Genomic DNA, 19,078 nt, shown 5'->3' on the forward strand with positions numbered 1-19,078 from the left:
GGGAAAGATGGATCGTATTGATGTACTATTGAAAACATTTATAGCTACATTTGGTGGCTTCTGTGGGTATTTCTTGGGAGGATGGGATGCAACATTGAAAGTCTTAGTGACGATGGCAGTTATTGATTATTTAACTGGCATGATTGCAGCAGGTTATAACGGAGAATTAAAAAGCAAAGTTGGTTTCAAAGGCATCGCCAAAAAGGTGGTGCTTTTTATTTTGGTCGGTGCGGCCGCCCAGCTCGATACAGTACTTGGAAGTAACAATGCAATTCGTGAAGCGACAATCTTTTTTTTCATGGGGAATGAATTGCTTTCACTTTTAGAAAACGCTGGACGAATGGGTATCCCACTCCCGCAACCATTAACAAATGCAGTTGAAATTTTAGGTGGCAAACAAAAACAAGAAGAGAAAAAAGGAGATGTTCAATAATGAGACACATTGTAGATATTTCAAAATGGAATGGTGATATTAACTGGCCTGTGGCAAAACAATACATTGATTTCATCATAGCTCGTGTACAAGATGGTTCGAATTATGTAGATCCATTATATAAAGGATATGTACAATCCATGAAGCAACATGGTATTCCTTTTGGTAACTACGCATTCTGTCGTTTCGTTTCTGAGAATGACGCACGTGTAGAAGCTCGAGACTTCTGGAATCGCGGAGATAAGAGCGCAACAGTCTGGGTGGCTGATGTAGAAGTGAAAACAATGGATGATATGCGAGCAGGTACACAGGCTTTTATCGATGAATTACGTCGATTGGGTGCTAAGAAAGTTGGTTTATATGTTGGCCACCATATGTATGCTCCATTCGGAATGGCAAATGTAAAATCTGACTTTGTATGGATTCCTCGTTATGGCGGAAATAGGCCAGCTTATCCATGTGATATCTGGCAATACACTGAAACAGGAAATGTACCTGGTATTGGAAAGTGTGATTTGAATGAATTAATTGGAAGCAAGTCGTTAGATTGGTTTACAAATAAATCGTATAAAGAAGAAGGAGTGGAGATTATCGTGAACAAACATAATAAGGTGGTTACTTATGAATTTGGTGTAAATTTAATTCCTGAAATGATTCAAATGATGGATAAGCTTGGATACACTTCAAAAATTGTTTCCCGCGGAGATCGTCAGGGGCTTGTTTATTTCGAGTCGGATTATCGTCAAGGTAGCGAGCTAGATAAAGCAACAGCGTGGTTGGATGCTAAAGGATTAAAGTATTACTATACAAAAGAATAATTTTGTGAACAAAAAGAGCCGTCAGTTGACGGCTCTTTTTTTATTTCTACGATTTTTAAAATTTACTTCTTATTTAATGCGCGTAATATAGGTCTTAATATTTTACCGAATATACGATATGCGTTAAAAATAGATCTTATGGCTTTCATATAATCTCCACCTTGAAATTTATTTAATATTTGATTCTTCTTCAATCCAAATATCTTCTACATGTAAATTTAATGTTTTTGCGATTTTAATAGCATTTCGTAAAGAAGGCTCACTTTTACCATGTACGATTTGACTTAGTTGCTGTGGTGTAATTTGCACTCTTTTTGCTAACGCTCCTTGTTTTATCATCCGATCATCTAAAATTTCTTTGAGCCTACATTTCATATCTATTCACCTCATCTTCGTATATTCGATAACAAAGTGAAAATTCCTATTTACTTTTTTTAAGATGGACAAACAAGTTTTTATTTTCTAGTTCATATACCTATATCAAGACCACGAGGAATACCAAGTGGAATTAAGGACATCAAGAGGGGAGAAGATTACATGCGTTGGCAGTATAACCACTTGAATACAACTCCATATCTACATCCTTCAAAAGAATTACGTCAAATGTATAACGAATCAAAATCAAGATCAGAAACAGAATCGATTATGAATCATATGAAAAATCATGAAGTGTTTAATAACAAGGAATATAAAAGATATTTCAGTTTATCCCAGGTTATCGAAGAAGATCTATACGGTGAGGAAGAAGACATTTTAAATTGGGAAATCCTAATGGACTGTTATGATGTAGTCCTTTCAAGAAAAGGTATTATATTCCGTGAAAAAGAAGAGGAGGAATAGGTATGACACTCGCAGGAGAAGCGGTAGTTATTTGGACGGCGACAGGTTTGTCAGTAGTTGCAATGAAGGTGGCAGAAAAAATGGGGAAGAGTGTTCCACATTGGCTTCCACGTATTACTTTGTACACAACGCTTACAGGCTCGTTTCTATACCTTCTACGTTATGTTCTAGTTATGTTTCTATGAAGGAATGCGATGTGGAATCTTATTATTCTTTATGTCATAAGGAGTTTAGCTTGTATGCACGTATTCCTTGAAACAGGGATATATACCCTCTATAAGAGGGATATAGGGAGTGATTTTATGTTGGAGCTATTATCGGTACCGATCGCTGGATTATTATTCGCTATACTTGGTGATAAACTTAAAAGTAAAGATGATGACCGTAAAAAGATACAAGTATTTTTTGAGGTAAGTGGAATTGCTATCCGGATTGGGGAGAGATTACAGTATCCGGTTTTTCTTGAGCAAAAAAATGATGATCGAAGCACAACTTATGTATATCGATTACCGGTAGGGATGCCATCTAAATTAATACAAAAGGTTGAGGATGTTGTTTCTGAAGGATTGAACAAACCCGTTCGAATTGATTACGACAATTACAAATTAAATATTCGTGTTTTTCATAGAGGTATACCGAAAAAATGGGCATGGTCTACGGATTTAGTGACACAAGGGAAATGGCGTGTACCAATGGGCCAAAGTTTAGAAAAACTTATCTACCATGATTTTGATAAAACTCCACATATGACACTAGGTGGTCTCACCCGAATGGGTAAGACGGTGTTTCTAAAGAATGTAGTTACATCACTTACTATAGCGCAACCAGAGCATATTAGTTTATACATTATTGATTTAAAAGGCGGTTTGGAGTTCGGACCATATAAGAACTTAAAACAAATAGTTTCCATTGCTGAGAAGCCCGTAGAAGCCTTTATGATATTAAAGGACATTCTTGAGAAGATGGAAGAGAAAATGCAATACATGAAAGATAGACATTATACAAACGTTGTAGAAACAAATATCAAAGAGCGGTACTTCATTATAGTAGACGAAGGAGCCGAACTTTGTCCTGATAAAAGTATGAAAAAAGAACAACAAAGACTATTGGGAGCGTGTCAACAAATGCTGTCCCACATAGCTCGTATAGGTGGTGCCTTAGGATTTAGATTAATTTTCTGTACACAGTATCCTACAGGAGATACATTGCCACGCCAAGTGAAACAAAATAGTGATGCGAAATTAGGTTTTAGGCTACCAACTCAAACAGCTTCAAATGTTGTAATAGATGAACCAGGATTAGAATCAATAAAAAGCATTCCTGGTCGTGCAATTTTCAAAACCGATAGACTTACTGAAATACAGGTGCCTTATATTAGCAATGAAGTGATGTGGAATTATTTAAAACAATTTGAGGTGGAGAAACATGAGGATGCAAACGCATATGCAAATCAACCGTCAAATGGCGATACTTGCGACGATTAGGAAGCTACAGTTTGCGACAAGAAGGCATTTAATGAGTGTGCATGATATGGGCGGGATAAGAAATGCAAATCGAATTATGAAGGATCTCTCTTCTTACACGAGTAAATTAACTCACAATAAAGAATATGTTTATTATTTAAATCAATCAGGGCACAAGCTATTTGGTGAAGGGAAAGTAGTTCATCATAGTAGAGTAGCACATGCTATTTTACGCAATGAAGCTTGGCTACATTTGTTTTGCCCAGATGACTGGCAAATAGAAACAGAAATTAGATATATAAAAGATAATAAAAAGAAGAAGATAATTCCTGATGTGAAATTTCGTGACGAGGACAGAATACTTCATGCTGTAGAAATAGATCGTACCCAAAAGATGGTGGTCAATGATGAAAAATTGAAATGTTATGAGGAGCTTACTAGAATATATAAACAAAAATATAACGGAAAAGTGCCAGTTATTCATTTCTTCACCATAACCAAATATAGAGAAAAGAAATTGGAACAACTGGCAGCGAAATATGATGTCTTTGTAAAAGTATATGTAATTCAAGAAATTTAATTCTGTAGGAGTTAACGGGGATAGTAAATGGGAATATATATAAGAAGAGAGTGATCGCAAACGACCACTCTCTTTTGACCACGCAGACCACATTGACCACAACCTGTACCACATTTATTATTTACTTTATGTCCATTTTGTCTAAAATAGAAAATATAGCTGGACAAAAACACACGTTTTAACACATAATGGACACAATGCTTCTTTAGAGGTGTAAAGAAAAAACATTGACAAATATAAAATGGCTAGCTATAATTTTGTTTGTTGCCTTGAGGTGATATGATATGAAATGGTCCATCCATCAATTGAATAAATTGAGAAATAAAGGATTGACATTGGATGAGATGGTAGATGTAAGTGAGCTAAAAGAGGTCGAGAAAGATATTCGTGAAATTAATCCTGTTCATGTAACGGGAAGAGTTGATTTTGGCTCCGGTAAGTTTACGTTTCATCTACATATAACTGGAAGCATGGTTTTACCATGTTCTCGCTCTTTAGTAGATGTGACATTACCATTTGACATTAAAACAACTGAGGTGTTCCAAACTTCACAAGAAGAATTTGAAACTGAAGCTGAAATTCATTCTTTAGAAGGAGAAGTACTTGACTTACTGCCCGTAATCAAGGAAAATATACTTTTGGAGATTCCAATGCAAATTTTCAGTGATGATGTTTCTGGTGGAGCACCGACGCAAGGTCAAGACTGGCAAGTGATTTCGGAAGAAGACAAAGAAAAGACTGTTGATCCAAGATTGGCAGGACTTGCAAAGTTTTTTGACAAATAATCGGAAGACTGGTTCAGGCCTTCATATGAAAATAACTATTTCTTTTAAGGAGGTGGGAAGAATGGCTGTACCTTTTAGAAGAACTTCTAAAACAGTAAAAAGAAAGCGTCGTACGCATTTCAAATTATCAGTACCTGGTATGGTAGAGTGCCCAAGCTGTGGTGAAGCGAAATTAGCTCACCGTGTATGTAAAGCATGCGGTACTTACAAAGGTAAAGAAGTAATCAGCAAGTAATTGCGGGAAAATAAACGCAGAAGATATCTTCTGCGTTTATTTTTTTGTCTTAATCTTTAGTTGTTGTATTCTATCTTTTCTAGTAACTGCATATGCTTAATAAAAAATGCATAGGGAGGACTAGAGAGATGGCGACAACAAGACAAGATGCTTGGACTGATGATGAAGATTTGCTTCTGGCAGAAGTAGTACTCCGGCATATTCGAGAAGGTGGAACACAACTTTCTGCCTTTAAGGAAGTGGGGAAAAATTTATCTCGTACACCAGCAGCATGTGGGTTTAGATGGAATTCTTACGTAAGAAAGCAATATAAAGAACGTATTGAGGAAGCAAAGCAACTTCGTAAAGTAGAAAATTATGAAGTGAAAGAGACAAAGGTGTTAGAACCTACGTCAATTACGTTGAATGATGTTATTGATTTCTTGCAAAATTATAAAGATGAAAACTCTTTAACGGTGTTGCAACAACAAGTTGAATCATTACAAACAGAAAGAGAGCGTCTTCTGGAGCGATTATCAGTATATGAAGAAGAGTATAGAACACTACTTGATTATATCGATCAAAAAAGAAGTGTAATGGTAGCGGAAAGAAACAATGCTCGCTCGAATGAGAAGTTAGAGAAGCTTAAGAAATAAAAAACAGCTGTTATACAGCTGTTTTTTATTTCTTAAGCCGATTCTTCGTTTGTAACCGCATTCAAATTTGCTTCTGGATGCCAAATATAAAAATCTCCATCAGTTACTGATACGGGGTTGAAATTTAATTTATCCCAAAAACCAGCTGAATGAATACGTGCTATCGTTTTAATAGGAAATTGCATTTGTTTCGCATGATTTACAAGCATTTGCCCGAATCCTTGTTTTTGAAAAGTTGGTAATACTTCAAGTTTATAAAGTTCTAGGTAGGGACCTGTAATTTCGAATGGTTCTCCGCCGTTTCTTTTCATATATAGACTCATACGTGCGATTAGTGATCCGCCATAATAAATACCGTAAAATGGAGATTCACTGTCGTTTTCAATAATGTTTGCTTGTAATTCTTCCAGCATAGATAGTTCCTGGGCTCCGCACCCTTTAAATTTTTTGAATTCATCTAACGTTTTATAATTGATGAGCAAGCGCTCAACTTTTGGGAATCCCATTACATCACATCCTTTTCTTGTCTCGTTGAATGCAGAAAAGTAAAAATATTTATAATAATAGTATAACTCATTTTTTTATTTTTATGAAGAAGATAGTATATTTCTTTTTTTATTTTTTTGAGGATTTGCTAAACTAAGAGTAGAAGCGTATTAATAGGTGGTACATACATAGTGAAAAATGAGAGTATATTTGTTGGGCAGAGGACAGCGGAATTATAGGGCGTGCTCAGGTGCTTTAAAAAGATATAAAGGGGGGAAGGCAAGGGCACTTAGTGTGAATTCCTTGTGTGAAAATGAAAATTGGAATTGTCGGACCAGGTGCTATTGGTCTATTGTATACATTTTATTTACAAAAAAATAACCAAGATGTTACGTTGTTTACAAGAACAGCTAAGCAAGCTGAAGAATTAAATGAAACAGGTGTAACTTGTATTAGAGATGGAAGATGTGAAACAGTATATCCATCTGTTTTACCGATAGAAAGTATGGTAGCGCAAAATTTAGATTATATATTTATTGCTGTGAAGCAATATCATATAGATGACGTACTACCGTTTGTGGAAGGGGCATCATCATTAATCTTTTTGCAAAACGGAATGTCGCATCTTCAAAAGATGCTGAACATAGGGAGTAAAAATATAGCTGTTGGTATTGTAGAACATGGTGCGAAAAAAGAGGGAGGGCATATCGTTCATCATACTGGGATAGGGGTAACAAAATTTGGAGTGGTTTGTGGTCAATCTATACATTTTAAAAAAATATTCAATTATTTTCCTGTTGCTTATTTTCCAGTTCAAATAGAAACGGATTGGGAAGAGATTATGCATAAAAAATTAGTAGTAAATGTATGTATCAATCCGTTGACAGCACTATTGGGAGTTAAGAATGGTGAATTAATCACGAATCGTTTTTTTTATCAAATGATGGAGCAAGTGTTTCAGGAGGCAGCATTTCTTATTAGAGGAGAAAAAGAAATGGTATGGCAAATGGTACGAAATGTGTGTGAAGGAACGTCTCGTAATACATCTTCTATGCTAGCGGATGTAAGAGCGAGTAGACAGACGGAAATTAATGCGATTGTTGGATATGTATTAGAAGAAGCTAAGAAACAGCAACGACCAGTTCCGACACTTCAATTTTTGTTCGATGCAATAAAAGGTTTAGAAACAAGAGTATAAGTGTTATTCTTTGCTTTTACGTGAAACATTGACTACAATGTGGATTGGTGAGAGAACTGGATACGAAAGGAAGAATTATATGGAGATAAAAGAAATCTCTGTTCCGCAACAAGGTATTGTAGCGGACTATATGAACGGTAAAAAAGAGATACAGTCATGTTTTGATTATATGTTAACAGAAGATGCTTTTAAACAACGTTTACATGATTTGCGTGAAAGGGAGTTTTTCCGCCAAGATTTAGTAGCGCATTTATTAGAATATAATACAAAATTACAAGCGGGAGAATCTACACTTCAAAATGTAAAAGCGCTTGGAGATGAAAATACATATGTTGTTATAGCTGGACAACAAGCGGGGTTATTAACTGGACCGCTTTATACAATTCATAAAGTTATTTCAATTTTACAGCTTGCAAAGGAAAAGGAAGAAAGTTTAGGAGTTAAAGTTGTCCCTGTCTTCTGGATTGCGGGTGAAGACCATGATATGGATGAGATTAATCATACTTTTGTAGCGAAAAATAAAAAGATGAAAAAAACTATTTTTTATGACCGTAATCCGAAAAAGGCAAGTGCTTCTGAGTCTGAACTTTCTGTTGAAGATTGTAGAAATTGGATTGAAGAGATTTTTAAAACATACCCAGAAACAAATTTTACAAAAGATGTATTAAAATTTGTTGATGATGCTTTGAAAAAATCGAATACGTATGTAGATTTCTTTGCTCATCTTATTACGAAAATCTTTGCTAATTCTGGTTTAATCCTTGTTGATTCACATCATCCTGAATTAAGAAAGTTAGAAATTCCATTTTTCAAGCGAATTATAAGTAAGTATAAAGAGGTACAAGAGGGCCTTCGTAATCAGCAGGAAGTAATTAAAGAACTAGGATACAAACCGATTATTGAAACGAAGTCTCATGCAGTGCATATATTCATGGAAATAGATAATGAACGAGTATTGCTTGAAGAGCATCAAGGTAAGTTTGTTGGAAAGGATGGGGCGCATTCCTTTTCATACGAAGAGTTGATTGAAGAGATGGAGAGAAATCCGGCACGTTTTAGTAATAATGTTGTAACACGTCCTCTTATGCAAGAGTATGTATTTCCTACGCTCGCATTTATTGGAGGTCCAGGGGAATTAGCTTATTGGAGTGAATTACAGCAAGTATTCCATACTGTCGGTTTTCAAATGCCACCTGTCGTTCCTCGTCTTACAATTACTTATGTGGAGAGAGATATAGCGACAGATTTATTCGATCTGCAATTGAGAGAAATTGATCCGTTTTTAAATGATGTCGATAAACTGCGTGAAAACTGGTTGTCTAATCAAATAGAGGAACCGATTGATGATCATTTTGAAAAGGCGAAAAAAGAAATTGCCGATATTCATACATCTTTACAGCAATTTGTAAAGAAAATAGAGCCAGGGTTAGGTGCGTTTGCAGGGAAAAACGAATTGAAAATTAATGAACAAATTGAACTGTTGGAAAGAATGTTGAAAAGAAATGTTGAGAAAAAGTATGAGGTTCAGCTAAATAAATTCCGCCGTATACAATTCGCACTTCGTCCATTAGGTGCGCCGCAAGAACGTGTGTGGAATGTATGTTATTATTTAAATCAGTTTGGTTTGGATTTCGTTGATTGTGTAATGGAAAACCCTTTTTCTTGGGACGGAAAACATCATGTTATAAAACTATAAAATCTTGCTCTTTGGAGCAGGATTTTATTTTTATTCCGTTGAATTTACTGTGAAGTGATTTTTTTCTGAATTATCAATCAAAAAATGTTAGATATGGCAATTGTGTTGGATACTTAAATATATGACAAAATAGCACAAAATGTAAACGTATTATTCGCTTTTTCGACAGTTTTTTATTTAAATTCCCGCAAAAGATGATAAAATTTAGTATATAATAAAAGAAAATAGCGATTTGTATAGTATGTTGCCTTTGTTGGTAAGTTAAATGAGTCGTTCTTTCGTATTATTTCATTCTCTAAGCGTGAAATATCTGTTTAGAGGAAGGGATACATTCAACATAATTAATTGGAAAAAGAGTAGGTGCAACAATGTTTAAACACGTAACAGTGCTTTTAAAGGAAACAGTAGACGGCTTAGATATAAAGCCAGATGGTACATATGTAGATTGTACACTGGGGGGAGGAGGACATAGTTCTTATTTATTATCCCAATTAACTGAAGGTGGAAAATTAATAGCGTTTGATCAAGATGAGATAGCGATTCAAAACGCGAAAGAAAAGTTCTCTTCATACGGTGAACAGTTTATAACAGTAAAGAGTAACTTCCGTTATTTAGCTGAAAAACTGCAGGAAATAGGTATAACAGAAGTAGATGGTATTTTATTTGATTTAGGTGTTTCATCCCCACAATTAGATACACCAGAACGAGGCTTTAGTTATCATCATGATGCACCGCTAGATATGCGGATGGATCAAGATGCCCCATTAACAGCGTATGATGTTGTAAATAGCTGGTCATATGAACAACTTGTAAGGATTTTCTTCCAATACGGTGAAGAGAAATTTTCAAAACAAATTGCAAGAAAAATTGAAGCTTATCGTGAGAATAAAGCTATTGAAACGACAGGAGAATTAGTAGAGCTAATTAAAGAAGGTATTCCGGCTCCAGCTCGTAGAACGGGTGGGCATCCTGCTAAGCGAGTGTTTCAGGCAATTCGTATAGCTGTAAATGATGAATTAAAAGTATTTGAAGAAGCATTGGAATCTGCTATTGAGATGGTTAAGCCAGGTGGAAGAGTTAGTGTTATAACATTCCATTCATTAGAAGATCGTATTTGTAAAACAACGTTTAAGCGAAATAGTACAACGCCACAATTGCCGCCAGGATTACCGATTATTCCTGATGAATTTAAGCCGAAATTAAAGCTTATTACAAGAAAACCGATTTTACCTTCTGATATAGAGCTAGAAGAAAATAATCGTGCGCGTTCTGCGAAGTTGAGAATCGCTGAAAAACGATAAAAGGGAGAGAGAGGTATGACTAATTTAGCTGTAAAGTACAAACAACAAGCGCAAGAAGAGGTGCAAATTCAAACGCCCCCACAGCAGATGGCTAAGCCGAAGGTTAAAGCGAAAATTACAAGAATCGAAAAACTGTTGTATGTAGCGTTTATTGGCTTTTTATTGTATGCCTGTGTCGCGTTTATTGGAAATAAAGCAGGCCTTTATCAAGTTAATGTAGAAGCAGCGACGATAGAAGAAAAAATTGTACAGCAGCAAAAAGAAAATCAAGAATTACAAGCTGAAGTAGAGAAGTTAAGTCGCTATGAACGAATCGCTGAAGTTGCAAAAAAACACGGGCTAGAAATTAATGCGAATAATGTGAAAGGCCTCAAATAAGGCAATAGGTGTGAAGGAACGATGAAGAAGAATATGACTAAATTTCATACCAATAAGGGAGCAGGTTATTTTATGATATTTTTCCTCCTGCTCTTTTTGCTGTTATTAGCCCGATTTTTTTACATACAATCAACAGGAACAGTTCATAATCAGGATTTAGATGCACTTGCTAAACAAAAGCATAGTAAAAAAGGAGTTCTTGAAGCGAACCGAGGAACCATTTATGATCAAAACGGTCATGTGTTAGCGCAAGACGCAAACTCTTACAAAATGGTAGCTGCACTAAAAGGTGCTAACTCAGTTGAGAATAAAGAAGATACTGCAAAGAAAATTGCAGGAGTACTTGGAAAAGGCGAAGAGGATATTTTAGCTTCTTTAAATAAGGAAGGTAGAAGTCAAGTCGAATTTGGAACGTTAGGCAAGGATTTGACGAAAGAAAAGAAGGAACAAATAGAAGCGTTGAAGTTGCCGGGAATATCTTTTATTACAGAAAATGCAAGGGTGTATCCAAACGGTGATTTTGCATCTTACGTTATAGGTCATGCAAAACCAAATGAGAATGGAACCTCGGTAGGTCAATTTGGCATAGAGAAAAGCTTGGATAAATACTTAAGTGCCTCGAACGGAGAAGTAGCATATACAGGTGATCGTAAAGGTGTGTCCCTTGATGGGGGAAAAGTTAATGTAAAGGCACCTAAAAATGGAGATAACGCTTATTTAACAATCGATCAACGTGTCCAAAGTTATTTAGAAGACGCGATGAAAGCAGCAAGTAAGCAATATGAGCCAGAAAGTTTAATAGGGATTGTTGCAGATCCGAAAACTGGGAAAATATTAGCGATGTCTACTAAACCTAGTTATGACCCTAATGATCGTCAAATTAAATATTTCTTCAATGACGCAATTGCCAATGCATTTGAACCTGGATCAACAATGAAAATTTTCACGTTAGCGGCAGCTATTAATGAAGGTGTGTACAAAGGCCAAGATTATTATCAGTCCGGGACATATCAAGTCGGAAATAGGAAAATAAAAGATCATAACGGTGGTGCTGGTTGGGGCTCTATCACGTTTGATGAAGGGGTAGAGCGTTCTTCAAACGTAGCGTTTGCAATTTTAGGAGATCAAAAACTTGGTCCAGAACGTTTCCGAAAATATATTCATAGTTTTGGATTAGATGAAAAAACGAACATTGATTTATCAGGTGAAGGATCGAATACAATTTTATTTGATCAGCAAATACAACAAGTGACAACAGCTTTTGGACAAGGTTCCACTGTAACACCAATTCAGCTTGTACAAGCTGCAACGGCCATTGCAAATGATGGGAAAATGATGAAACCTTATGCAATTGATAAAATTGTAGATCCGATAACAGACAAAGTAAAATTAGAACATAAGCCAGAAGAAGTAGGAAAACCTGTTACAAAGGAAACAGCAGCGCAAGTAAGACAATTATTAGAAAGTGTTGTTACATCTCCGAAAGGTACAGGGACAGCTTATAAAATTGATGGATATTCAGTTGGTGGTAAAACAGGTACAGCGCAAATTCCGGATGGAAAAGGCGGCTATATGACAGGGAGACAGAATTATATATTCTCATTCTTAGGTATGGCACCAATGGACGATCCACAACTTGTTGTGTATGTAGCTGTTAAACAGCCTAAATTAAAAGATGATGAGAACGGTGCACAACCGTTAGCTGATATTTTTAAATATGTAACAAAAAATAGTTTAGAGTATTTAAAGATTAAGCCAAATGAAGTTAAAGATCCGAAAAAACATCTGAAAGAACAACAAACTACTGTTCCGGATGTAAATGGTAAAACGATGGCTGAAGCGGGGAAAGCGATTGATAAAGCAAAACTTCGTCCAATCGTACTAGGTGAAGGGAAAGTACAGCAACAAGTACCAAAAGCGACTGAACAAACATTAAAAGGCGACCGAGTCTTCTTGGTAGGAGATAAGCCTACAATGCCAAATATACAAGGATGGGCACTGCGTGATGTTATGAATTTAGCGAAGACATTACAGCTTAACTTGAAACCTTCTGGTACAGGATACGTAACAGAACAAAGTGTGGCGGAAGGAACATTATTACAACCTGGTACAGAATTAGGTGTCACACTCGTACCGCCACTCGAACCACAGCAAGAAGCAGAAAAGCCGTAATGGTAAAAGAGAATAAGTTCTAATTAAATAAGTACAAGCATATATTGGAACAAGCTAGGCGTAAGGGAGGCTTGTTCCAATATGCGTGTATCAAATGTAACAGTTAGAAAACGACTTATTTTTATACTTATATCAGGTATACTTATTTTCACGATTATCGATATTCGTCTTGGATATGTGCAATTTTTTCTTGGGAATATGTTAACGGATCGTGCGAAAGATTCATGGAGTCGTAATATTACTTTTGAACCCGAACGTGGGAAAATTTTAGACCGAAATGGTGTGGAACTTGCCACGAATAAAAGTGCTCCAACTGTCTTTGTTGTACCGAGGCAAATTGAAAAACCAGCGGAGACTGCAGAGAAGTTAGCTGCAGTATTAGGTGTGGAAAAAGATGAGATTTATAAAAGGATTACAAAAAAAGAATCGATTGTAAGGTTAGATAAAGGCGGAAGGAAAATATCACATGACAAAGCGAAAGAAGTACGAGGATTAAGTCTGAAGGGCGTGTATATCGCAGAGGATTCTATCCGGTACTATCCGTTTGGAAACTTTTTATCACATGTATTAGGTTTTGCAGGTAGCGATAACCAAGGTCTTATGGGACTAGAAAAATATTATGATAAAGAGCTAAATGGGGACAAAGGTCATGTGCGTTTTTTTGCAGATGCGAAAGGACAAAGGATGCCTAATGTTGGTGATGATTTCAAAAAGCCAGAAGCCGGTTTAAATTTAGGATTAACAATCGATGCGCGTATTACAAGGATTATGGAAAGAGAAATGAATATTGCGGAGTCAACTTATAATCCTGACGGTATGATTGCGATTGCAATGAACCCTAAAAATGGTGAAGTTTTAGGGATGTCTAGTCGACCGAGTTTTGACCCAGCGGATTTTCAAAGTGTCTCTCCAGAAGTGTATAACAGAAATCTACCTGTATGGAGTACGTATGAGCCTGGTTCAACATTTAAGATCATTACATTAGCTGCAGCATTGAATGAAAATTTAGTAGACTTAGAGAAGGATACGTTTTATGATGATGGAGCAGCTGAAGTAGGTGGAGCTAGATTGAAATGCTGGAAAGCAGGAGGTCATGGCAGTCAAACGTTTTTAGAAGTCGTTCAAAACTCATGTAACCCGGGATTTATTGAACTTGGTGATCGCCTTGGTAAAGACCGATTATTTAAATACATTCGTAATTTTGGTTTTGGGCAGAAGACTGGAATTGACTTGCAAGGTGAAGGCAGTGGGATTTTATTTAATTTAGATAAAGTTGGTCCAGTAGAGCAAGCAACAACTTCATTCGGCCAAGGAGTTTCTGTTACGCCGATTCAACAAGTAGCAGCTGTAGCGGCGGCTGTAAATGGTGGAACATTGTATCAGCCGTATATAGCTAAGGAGTTTATTGATCCGAAAAATAATCAAGTTGTTAGTAAAAAGACACCTGTTGAGAAAAGAAAAGTTATTTCCAAGGAAACTTCAGAAAAAGTTCGTTATGCATTAGAGAATGTTGTAGCGAAAGGTTCTGGTAAAGGTGCTTATATTGATGGATATCGCGTAGGTGGAAAAACGGGTACTGCTCAAAAGGTGAAGGATGGTAAATATTTAGAGAATAATTATATAGTATCTTTTATCGGATTTGCTCCAGCGGATGATCCAGAGATTGTTGTGTATGTAGCTGTTGATAATCCAAAAGGGGTTACACAGTTTGGTGGAGTGGTAGCAGCTCCGATTGTCGGGAATATCCTTCGAGATGCGCTTCCTGTTATGGGAGTGAAACCGAGAAAAGAACAAGTTGAGAAAGAATATAAATGGGGCGATACACCAACTGTGGAAGTTCCGAATTTAATTGGAATGAAAAAGAAAGACTTACAAACACAACTCGTCGATTTGAAGCTTGATATAAGTGGAGATGGAGAGAAAGTAATTAAACAATCACCAGAAGCGGGAGCTAAAGTAAAAGAAGGCTCAAAAATTAGAATTTACTTCGGGAATTAAAGGTAACATAGTACGTTTTATGGTACAATTGGTGGAAGTGAGTTCTTTATAGAACAGTTACTTAATTTGAGACAGTAAGTGTCTCATTCATAAATAGGTCAGTAGCACTTACCTCCTTATATAGGAGGTAATGTGTTGCTTACTGAAAAAAGATAAATAAACAATGTAGAGAGGGTTTAGTGAAATGAAGTTGCATACACTTGTATCATGTTTGCATGATTTTCCAGTTGTTCCAAAAGAAAATCCAGAAATCACATCTATAGAAGCTGATTCACGTAAAGTGAAAGAGGGAAGCTTATTTGTATGTATGAAAGGATATACGGTTGATAGCCATGATTTTGCTAAGCAAGCAGCGGCACAAGGAGCGGCTGCTATTGTTGCGGAAAGACCAATTGATGTTGACGTTCCAGTTGTACTTGTGAAAAATACTTTTCGTTCGTTAGCGGTTTTAGCTGATTATTTTTATGGTCAACCGACACACAAGTTACATTTAATCGGAATTACAGGTACAAATGGAAAGACAACAACATCGCATATTATGGATGAGATTATGCGAGCACATGGTCATAAAACAGGGCTAATTGGAACGATTAATATGAAAATCGGTGATGAAACATTTGAGGTGAAAAATACAACACCAGATGCACTAACACTTCAACAGACGTTTTCAAAAATGGTTGAACAAGGTGTGGACAGCACGGTAATGGAAGTTTCGTCACATGCGTTAGATCTTGGTCGTGTACACGGATGTGATTACGATGTAGCGGTGTTTACGAATTTAACACAAGATCATTTAGACTATCATAAAACGATGGAAGAATATAAACATGCAAAAGGGTTACTATTTGCACAGCTTGGCAATAGTTATAATCATAATCGTGAAAAGTACGCTGTGCTGAATAGCGATGATAATGTAACAGAAGAGTATATGAGAAGTACTGCAGCAACAGTTGTAACATATGGTATTGATACAACAAGTGACATTATGGCAAAAAATATCGTTATGACGAGTGGCGGGACTACATTTACGCTTGTCACACCATATGAAAGTGTAAATGTTACGATGAAATTAATAGGTAAATTTAATGTATATAACGTACTTGCAGCAACAGCAGCAGGACTTGTTTCGGGTGTGAAATTAGAAACAATCATTGCTGTTATAAAAGAACTAGCTGGGGTTCCAGGGCGTTTTGAAGTTGTTGATGGAGGACAAAATTATACAGTTATTGTTGATTACGCACATACGCCGGATAGTTTAGAAAATGTATTAAAAACTGCAAAACAATTTGCAAAAGGTGATGTGTATTGTATCGTTGGTTGTGGCGGCGATAGGGACCGAACGAAGAGACCGATAATGGCAAGTGTTGCAACAAAATATGCAACTCATGCAATTTACACATCAGATAATCCAAGAAGTGAAGATCCAGCGGCTATTTTAGATGATATGGTACATGGTGCAAGTGGGAAAAATTATGAAGTGATTATTGATAGAAAAGAAGCGATACACCATGCAATCACTAAAGCGAAAGCAGATGATATCATTATTATTGCTGGTAAGGGTCATGAAACGTATCAAATTATTGGTAAAGAAGTTCATCATTTTGATGATCGTGAAGTTGCTAAAGAAGCAATTAAAGGGCGTTTAAGCAACGAAGAGTAACAACGTGAGAGGAGGACTACATGTGCTTGAGCAAGGTTTATTAGTAACGGCTGGGGTAGCATTCTTAATTTCTGTTGCCCTTTCGCCATTGTTTATTCCATTTTTAAGAAAATTAAAGTTCGGACAGAGTATTCGTGATGAGGGACCAAAGTCACATCAAAAAAAATCAGGGACACCGACAATGGGTGGTATCGTCATATACGTATCTATGATGGTAACTTCACTTATTATGGCGATTAAGTTTAATTATTTAGGTGCAGAGGTTTCGTTATTACTATTAGTGACGTTTGGTTACGGCTTGATTGGATTTTTAGATGACTACATAAAGGTGGTTAAGAAGAGAAATCTTGGTTTAACATCAAAACAAAAATTAGTAGGTCAGCTTGTTATTGCTATTGCATTCTTTTTAATTGGAAAAGGGCAAGCGTTCCACACATACATCATGATTCCGGGAACGGATGTTAAGTTTGAATTAGGTTGGGCGTATTTCGTACTTGTACTATTTATGCTTATTGGTGGATCAAATGCAGTTAACTTAACTGACGGTTTAGATGGTTTATTATCAGGAACAGCTGCTATTGCATTTGGAGCATTTAGTATTATTGCTGTGGCACAAGAGCAATTTGGAGTGGCGATATTCTGTATGGCAGTTGTAGGAGCTGTACTTGGATTTTTAGTATTCAATGCGAATCCAGCAAAAGTGTTTATGGGAGATACAGGTTCATTAGCTTTAGGTGGAGCCATTGCAGCTGTAGCGATTTTATTAAAACAAGAATTGCTACTTGTAATTATCGGCGGAGTATTCGTAATGGAAACTTTATCGGTTATCATTCAGGTCATTTCATTTAAAACAACAGGAAAACGTGTCTTTAAAATGAGTCCATTACACCATCATTATGAATTATGTGGTTGGTCAGAGTGGCGTGTTGTTGTGACGTTTTGGTCTGCAGGATTTTTATTAGCTGTGTTAGGAATTTATATCGGGGTGTGGATGTAATTGAAAACTGTAACTGAATTTCAAAATAAGAATATTCTTGTATTAGGCATTGCAAAAAGTGGTTATGCAGCAGCTACATTGTTACAAAAGTTAGGGGCAAATGTTATTGTAAATGACGGAAAGCCTTTAGCAGAGAATGTACTTGCTGCAGAATTACAAGCAAAAGGAATGGACGTTGTATGCGGTGGTCATCCTTTAGAATTATTAGAGAGAAATATTTCTCTTGTAGTAAAAAATCCAGGAATCCCGTATTCTAATCCAATATTAGTTGCTGCGAAAGAAAAGCAAATTCCGATTGTTACGGAAGTTGAATTAGCATATCGTATTTCAGAAGCACCATTTGTTGGGATTACGGGGTCTAACGGTAAAACGACGACGACAATGCTGACATTTGAAATGCTAAAAGAAGGACAAAAGCATCCTGTAATTGCAGGGAACATTGGCACTGTAGCGTGTGAAGTAGCACAGGATGCAAAAGAAAATGAAGTTGTAGTTACAGAACTTTCATCATTTCAATTGATGGGAGTAGAATTGTTCCAACCTAAAATTGCTGCGTTTTTAAATTTATTTGAGGCCCACTTAGATTATCATGGGACGAAGAAAGAATATGGTTTAGCGAAAGCAAATATTTTTAAAAACCAAACAGAAAATGATTATAGTGTAATAAATGCAGATGATGCAGATGTGATGGCTTTGTCTGCGTATTCTAAAGGTCAAAAAATCCTGTTTTCGACAACGAAAGAAATTGAAGATGGCGCGTGTATAAAAGATAACGCTCTTTATTTCAAAGGTGAAAAAGTTGTTGAAGTAAGCGATATCGTTTTACCTGGTCAACATAATTTAGAAAATATTTTAGCTGCGATGAGTATTGCGAAATTATTAGGTACTTCTAATGAAGCAATTACGGTCGTGTTAAAACGTTTTACGGGTGTAAAACATCGTTTAGAATATGTAACAACGATTAACAACCGTAAGTTTTATAATGATTCAAAAGCAACGAATATGTTAGCGACTGAGAAAGCACTATCTGCGTTTACACAACCGATTGTGTTACTAGCAGGTGGGCTTGATCGCGGAAATGAATTCGATGATTTAATTCCGTATTTCAAAAATGTAAAAGCGATTGTAACATTTGGACAAACAGCTCCTAAACTAGTAAGAGCGGCAGAAAAAGCGGGATTAGATATAATTGAAAGTGTCGATACTTTAGATGAAGCAGTGGTGAAAGCTTATGCTCATTCTAAAGATGGCGATGTCGTTCTTCTTTCTCCAGCGTGTGCAAGCTGGGATCAATTTAAAACATTTGAAGAAAGAGGAGACATTTTTATACAAGCTGTGCATAAACTTATATAAAGTAAATCAAAACATCAGTAGGCTAACACCTACTGATGTTTTGTTACATA

At 36.3% G+C, this 19,078-nt stretch carries 20 protein-coding genes; 18 read left to right on the forward strand and 2 right to left on the reverse strand.

Going from position 1 to position 19,078, the window contains the following annotated elements; all coding sequences use genetic code 11:
• Positions 1-7 precede the first annotated feature (7 nt).
• Together ACS2CR_RS03480 and ACS2CR_RS03485 are read left to right on the forward strand one after the other, a co-directional pair.
• Positions 8-433 carry a phage holin family protein gene (locus ACS2CR_RS03480; RefSeq protein WP_000373895.1) on the forward strand — a complete coding sequence of 142 codons (426 nt, stop codon included), beginning with the start codon at positions 8-10 and terminating at the stop codon, positions 431-433.
• Complete coding sequence (locus tag ACS2CR_RS03485) at positions 433-1,251, forward strand: GH25 family lysozyme (RefSeq protein ID WP_086402928.1); 819 nt, start codon at positions 433-435, stop codon at positions 1,249-1,251. The genes ACS2CR_RS03480 and ACS2CR_RS03485 overlap by 1 nt, the downstream gene beginning before the upstream one ends.
• 168 nt (positions 1,252-1,419) lie before the next feature.
• On the opposite strand, the gene ACS2CR_RS03490 is transcribed toward ACS2CR_RS03485, so the two are convergent.
• The gene (locus ACS2CR_RS03490) at positions 1,420-1,626 is read right to left on the reverse strand and encodes a helix-turn-helix transcriptional regulator (RefSeq protein WP_021728012.1); all 207 of its coding nucleotides are present in this window, start codon (positions 1,624-1,626) and stop codon (positions 1,420-1,422) included.
• Between the two features lie 162 nt (positions 1,627-1,788).
• On the opposite strand from ACS2CR_RS03490, the gene ACS2CR_RS03495 reads away from it, so the two are divergent.
• The 7 genes from ACS2CR_RS03495 to ACS2CR_RS03525 all read left to right on the forward strand — a co-directional run bounded on the left by ACS2CR_RS03495 (position 1,789) and on the right by ACS2CR_RS03525 (position 5,789).
• Positions 1,789-2,091 carry a hypothetical protein gene (locus tag ACS2CR_RS03495; RefSeq protein ID WP_078186699.1) on the forward strand — a complete coding sequence of 101 codons (303 nt, stop codon included), beginning with the start codon at positions 1,789-1,791 and terminating at the stop codon, positions 2,089-2,091.
• Positions 2,092-2,093: 2 nt separating this feature from the next.
• Positions 2,094-2,276: a hypothetical protein gene (locus tag ACS2CR_RS03500; protein WP_016099698.1), complete on the forward strand. Its 183-nt coding sequence runs from the start codon at positions 2,094-2,096 to the stop codon at positions 2,274-2,276.
• 117 nt (positions 2,277-2,393) lie between these two features.
• Positions 2,394-3,575 carry an FtsK/SpoIIIE domain-containing protein gene (locus ACS2CR_RS03505; protein ID WP_153602395.1) on the forward strand — a complete coding sequence of 394 codons (1,182 nt, stop codon included), beginning with the start codon at positions 2,394-2,396 and terminating at the stop codon, positions 3,573-3,575.
• Entirely contained in the window at positions 3,517-4,134 is a 618-nt protein-coding gene (locus ACS2CR_RS03510; protein ID WP_002178874.1) for a replication-relaxation family protein, read from the forward strand. Before ACS2CR_RS03505 ends, ACS2CR_RS03510 begins: the two co-directional genes overlap by 59 nt.
• Before the next feature lie 284 nt (positions 4,135-4,418).
• The gene (locus ACS2CR_RS03515; RefSeq protein ID WP_000872149.1) at positions 4,419-4,919 is read left to right on the forward strand and encodes a YceD family protein; all 501 of its coding nucleotides are present in this window, start codon (positions 4,419-4,421) and stop codon (positions 4,917-4,919) included.
• A gap of 61 nt (positions 4,920-4,980) precedes the next feature.
• A complete protein-coding gene (rpmF, locus tag ACS2CR_RS03520) occupies positions 4,981-5,154 on the forward strand; it encodes a 50S ribosomal protein L32 (RefSeq protein WP_001984764.1) in 174 nt (57 codons plus the stop codon).
• 128 nt (positions 5,155-5,282) lie between these two features.
• Entirely contained in the window at positions 5,283-5,789 is a 507-nt protein-coding gene (locus ACS2CR_RS03525) for an RsfA family transcriptional regulator (protein ID WP_000246468.1), read from the forward strand.
• A 32-nt stretch (positions 5,790-5,821) separates the two neighbouring features.
• Here the strand turns inward: ACS2CR_RS03525 and ACS2CR_RS03530 are convergent, their stop codons facing one another.
• Positions 5,822-6,295 (reverse strand): N-acetyltransferase, encoded by a 474-nt coding sequence (locus ACS2CR_RS03530; RefSeq protein ID WP_000506692.1) that lies wholly within the window; start codon positions 6,293-6,295, stop codon positions 5,822-5,824.
• Between the two features lie 293 nt (positions 6,296-6,588).
• Here ACS2CR_RS03530 and panE point away from each other — a divergent pair, with 293 nt between their 5' ends.
• The 9 genes from panE (at position 6,589) to murD (ending at position 19,028) form a co-directional block, all read left to right on the forward strand.
• The gene (panE, locus tag ACS2CR_RS03535) at positions 6,589-7,473 is read left to right on the forward strand and encodes a 2-dehydropantoate 2-reductase (protein WP_053512465.1); all 885 of its coding nucleotides are present in this window, start codon (positions 6,589-6,591) and stop codon (positions 7,471-7,473) included.
• A 79-nt stretch (positions 7,474-7,552) separates the two neighbouring features.
• Positions 7,553-9,169, forward strand: coding sequence for a bacillithiol biosynthesis cysteine-adding enzyme BshC (gene bshC / locus ACS2CR_RS03540; RefSeq protein ID WP_053512459.1), 1,617 nt, complete (start codon positions 7,553-7,555; stop codon positions 9,167-9,169).
• A gap of 368 nt (positions 9,170-9,537) precedes the next feature.
• Positions 9,538-10,470, forward strand: coding sequence for a 16S rRNA (cytosine(1402)-N(4))-methyltransferase RsmH (rsmH, locus tag ACS2CR_RS03545; RefSeq protein ID WP_000472508.1), 933 nt, complete (start codon positions 9,538-9,540; stop codon positions 10,468-10,470).
• A gap of 15 nt (positions 10,471-10,485) precedes the next feature.
• The gene (gene ftsL / locus ACS2CR_RS03550; RefSeq protein ID WP_000182804.1) at positions 10,486-10,848 is read left to right on the forward strand and encodes a cell division protein FtsL; all 363 of its coding nucleotides are present in this window, start codon (positions 10,486-10,488) and stop codon (positions 10,846-10,848) included.
• Positions 10,849-10,869: 21 nt separating this feature from the next.
• A complete protein-coding gene (locus ACS2CR_RS03555) occupies positions 10,870-13,020 on the forward strand; it encodes a penicillin-binding protein (protein WP_074642643.1) in 2,151 nt (716 codons plus the stop codon).
• Between the two features lie 81 nt (positions 13,021-13,101).
• Positions 13,102-15,018, forward strand: a complete 1,917-nt coding sequence (locus tag ACS2CR_RS03560) for a stage V sporulation protein D (protein WP_001266237.1) — start codon at positions 13,102-13,104, stop codon at positions 15,016-15,018.
• A 184-nt stretch (positions 15,019-15,202) separates the two neighbouring features.
• A complete protein-coding gene (gene murE / locus ACS2CR_RS03565) occupies positions 15,203-16,678 on the forward strand; it encodes a UDP-N-acetylmuramoyl-L-alanyl-D-glutamate--2,6-diaminopimelate ligase (RefSeq protein ID WP_000766316.1) in 1,476 nt (491 codons plus the stop codon).
• Between the two features lie 22 nt (positions 16,679-16,700).
• On the forward strand, positions 16,701-17,675 hold the full coding sequence (mraY, locus tag ACS2CR_RS03570) for a phospho-N-acetylmuramoyl-pentapeptide-transferase (RefSeq protein ID WP_000893060.1): 975 nt from the start codon (positions 16,701-16,703) through the stop codon (positions 17,673-17,675).
• Entirely contained in the window at positions 17,676-19,028 is a 1,353-nt protein-coding gene (murD, locus tag ACS2CR_RS03575) for a UDP-N-acetylmuramoyl-L-alanine--D-glutamate ligase (RefSeq protein WP_000860116.1), read from the forward strand.
• The last annotated feature ends 50 nt before the right edge of the window (positions 19,029-19,078 follow it).

The sequence above is a fragment of the Bacillus cereus group sp. BceL291 genome (genome assembly GCF_051776705.1).
GTDB classification, from domain to species: Bacteria; Bacillota; Bacilli; order Bacillales; family Bacillaceae_G; genus Bacillus_A; species Bacillus_A cereus.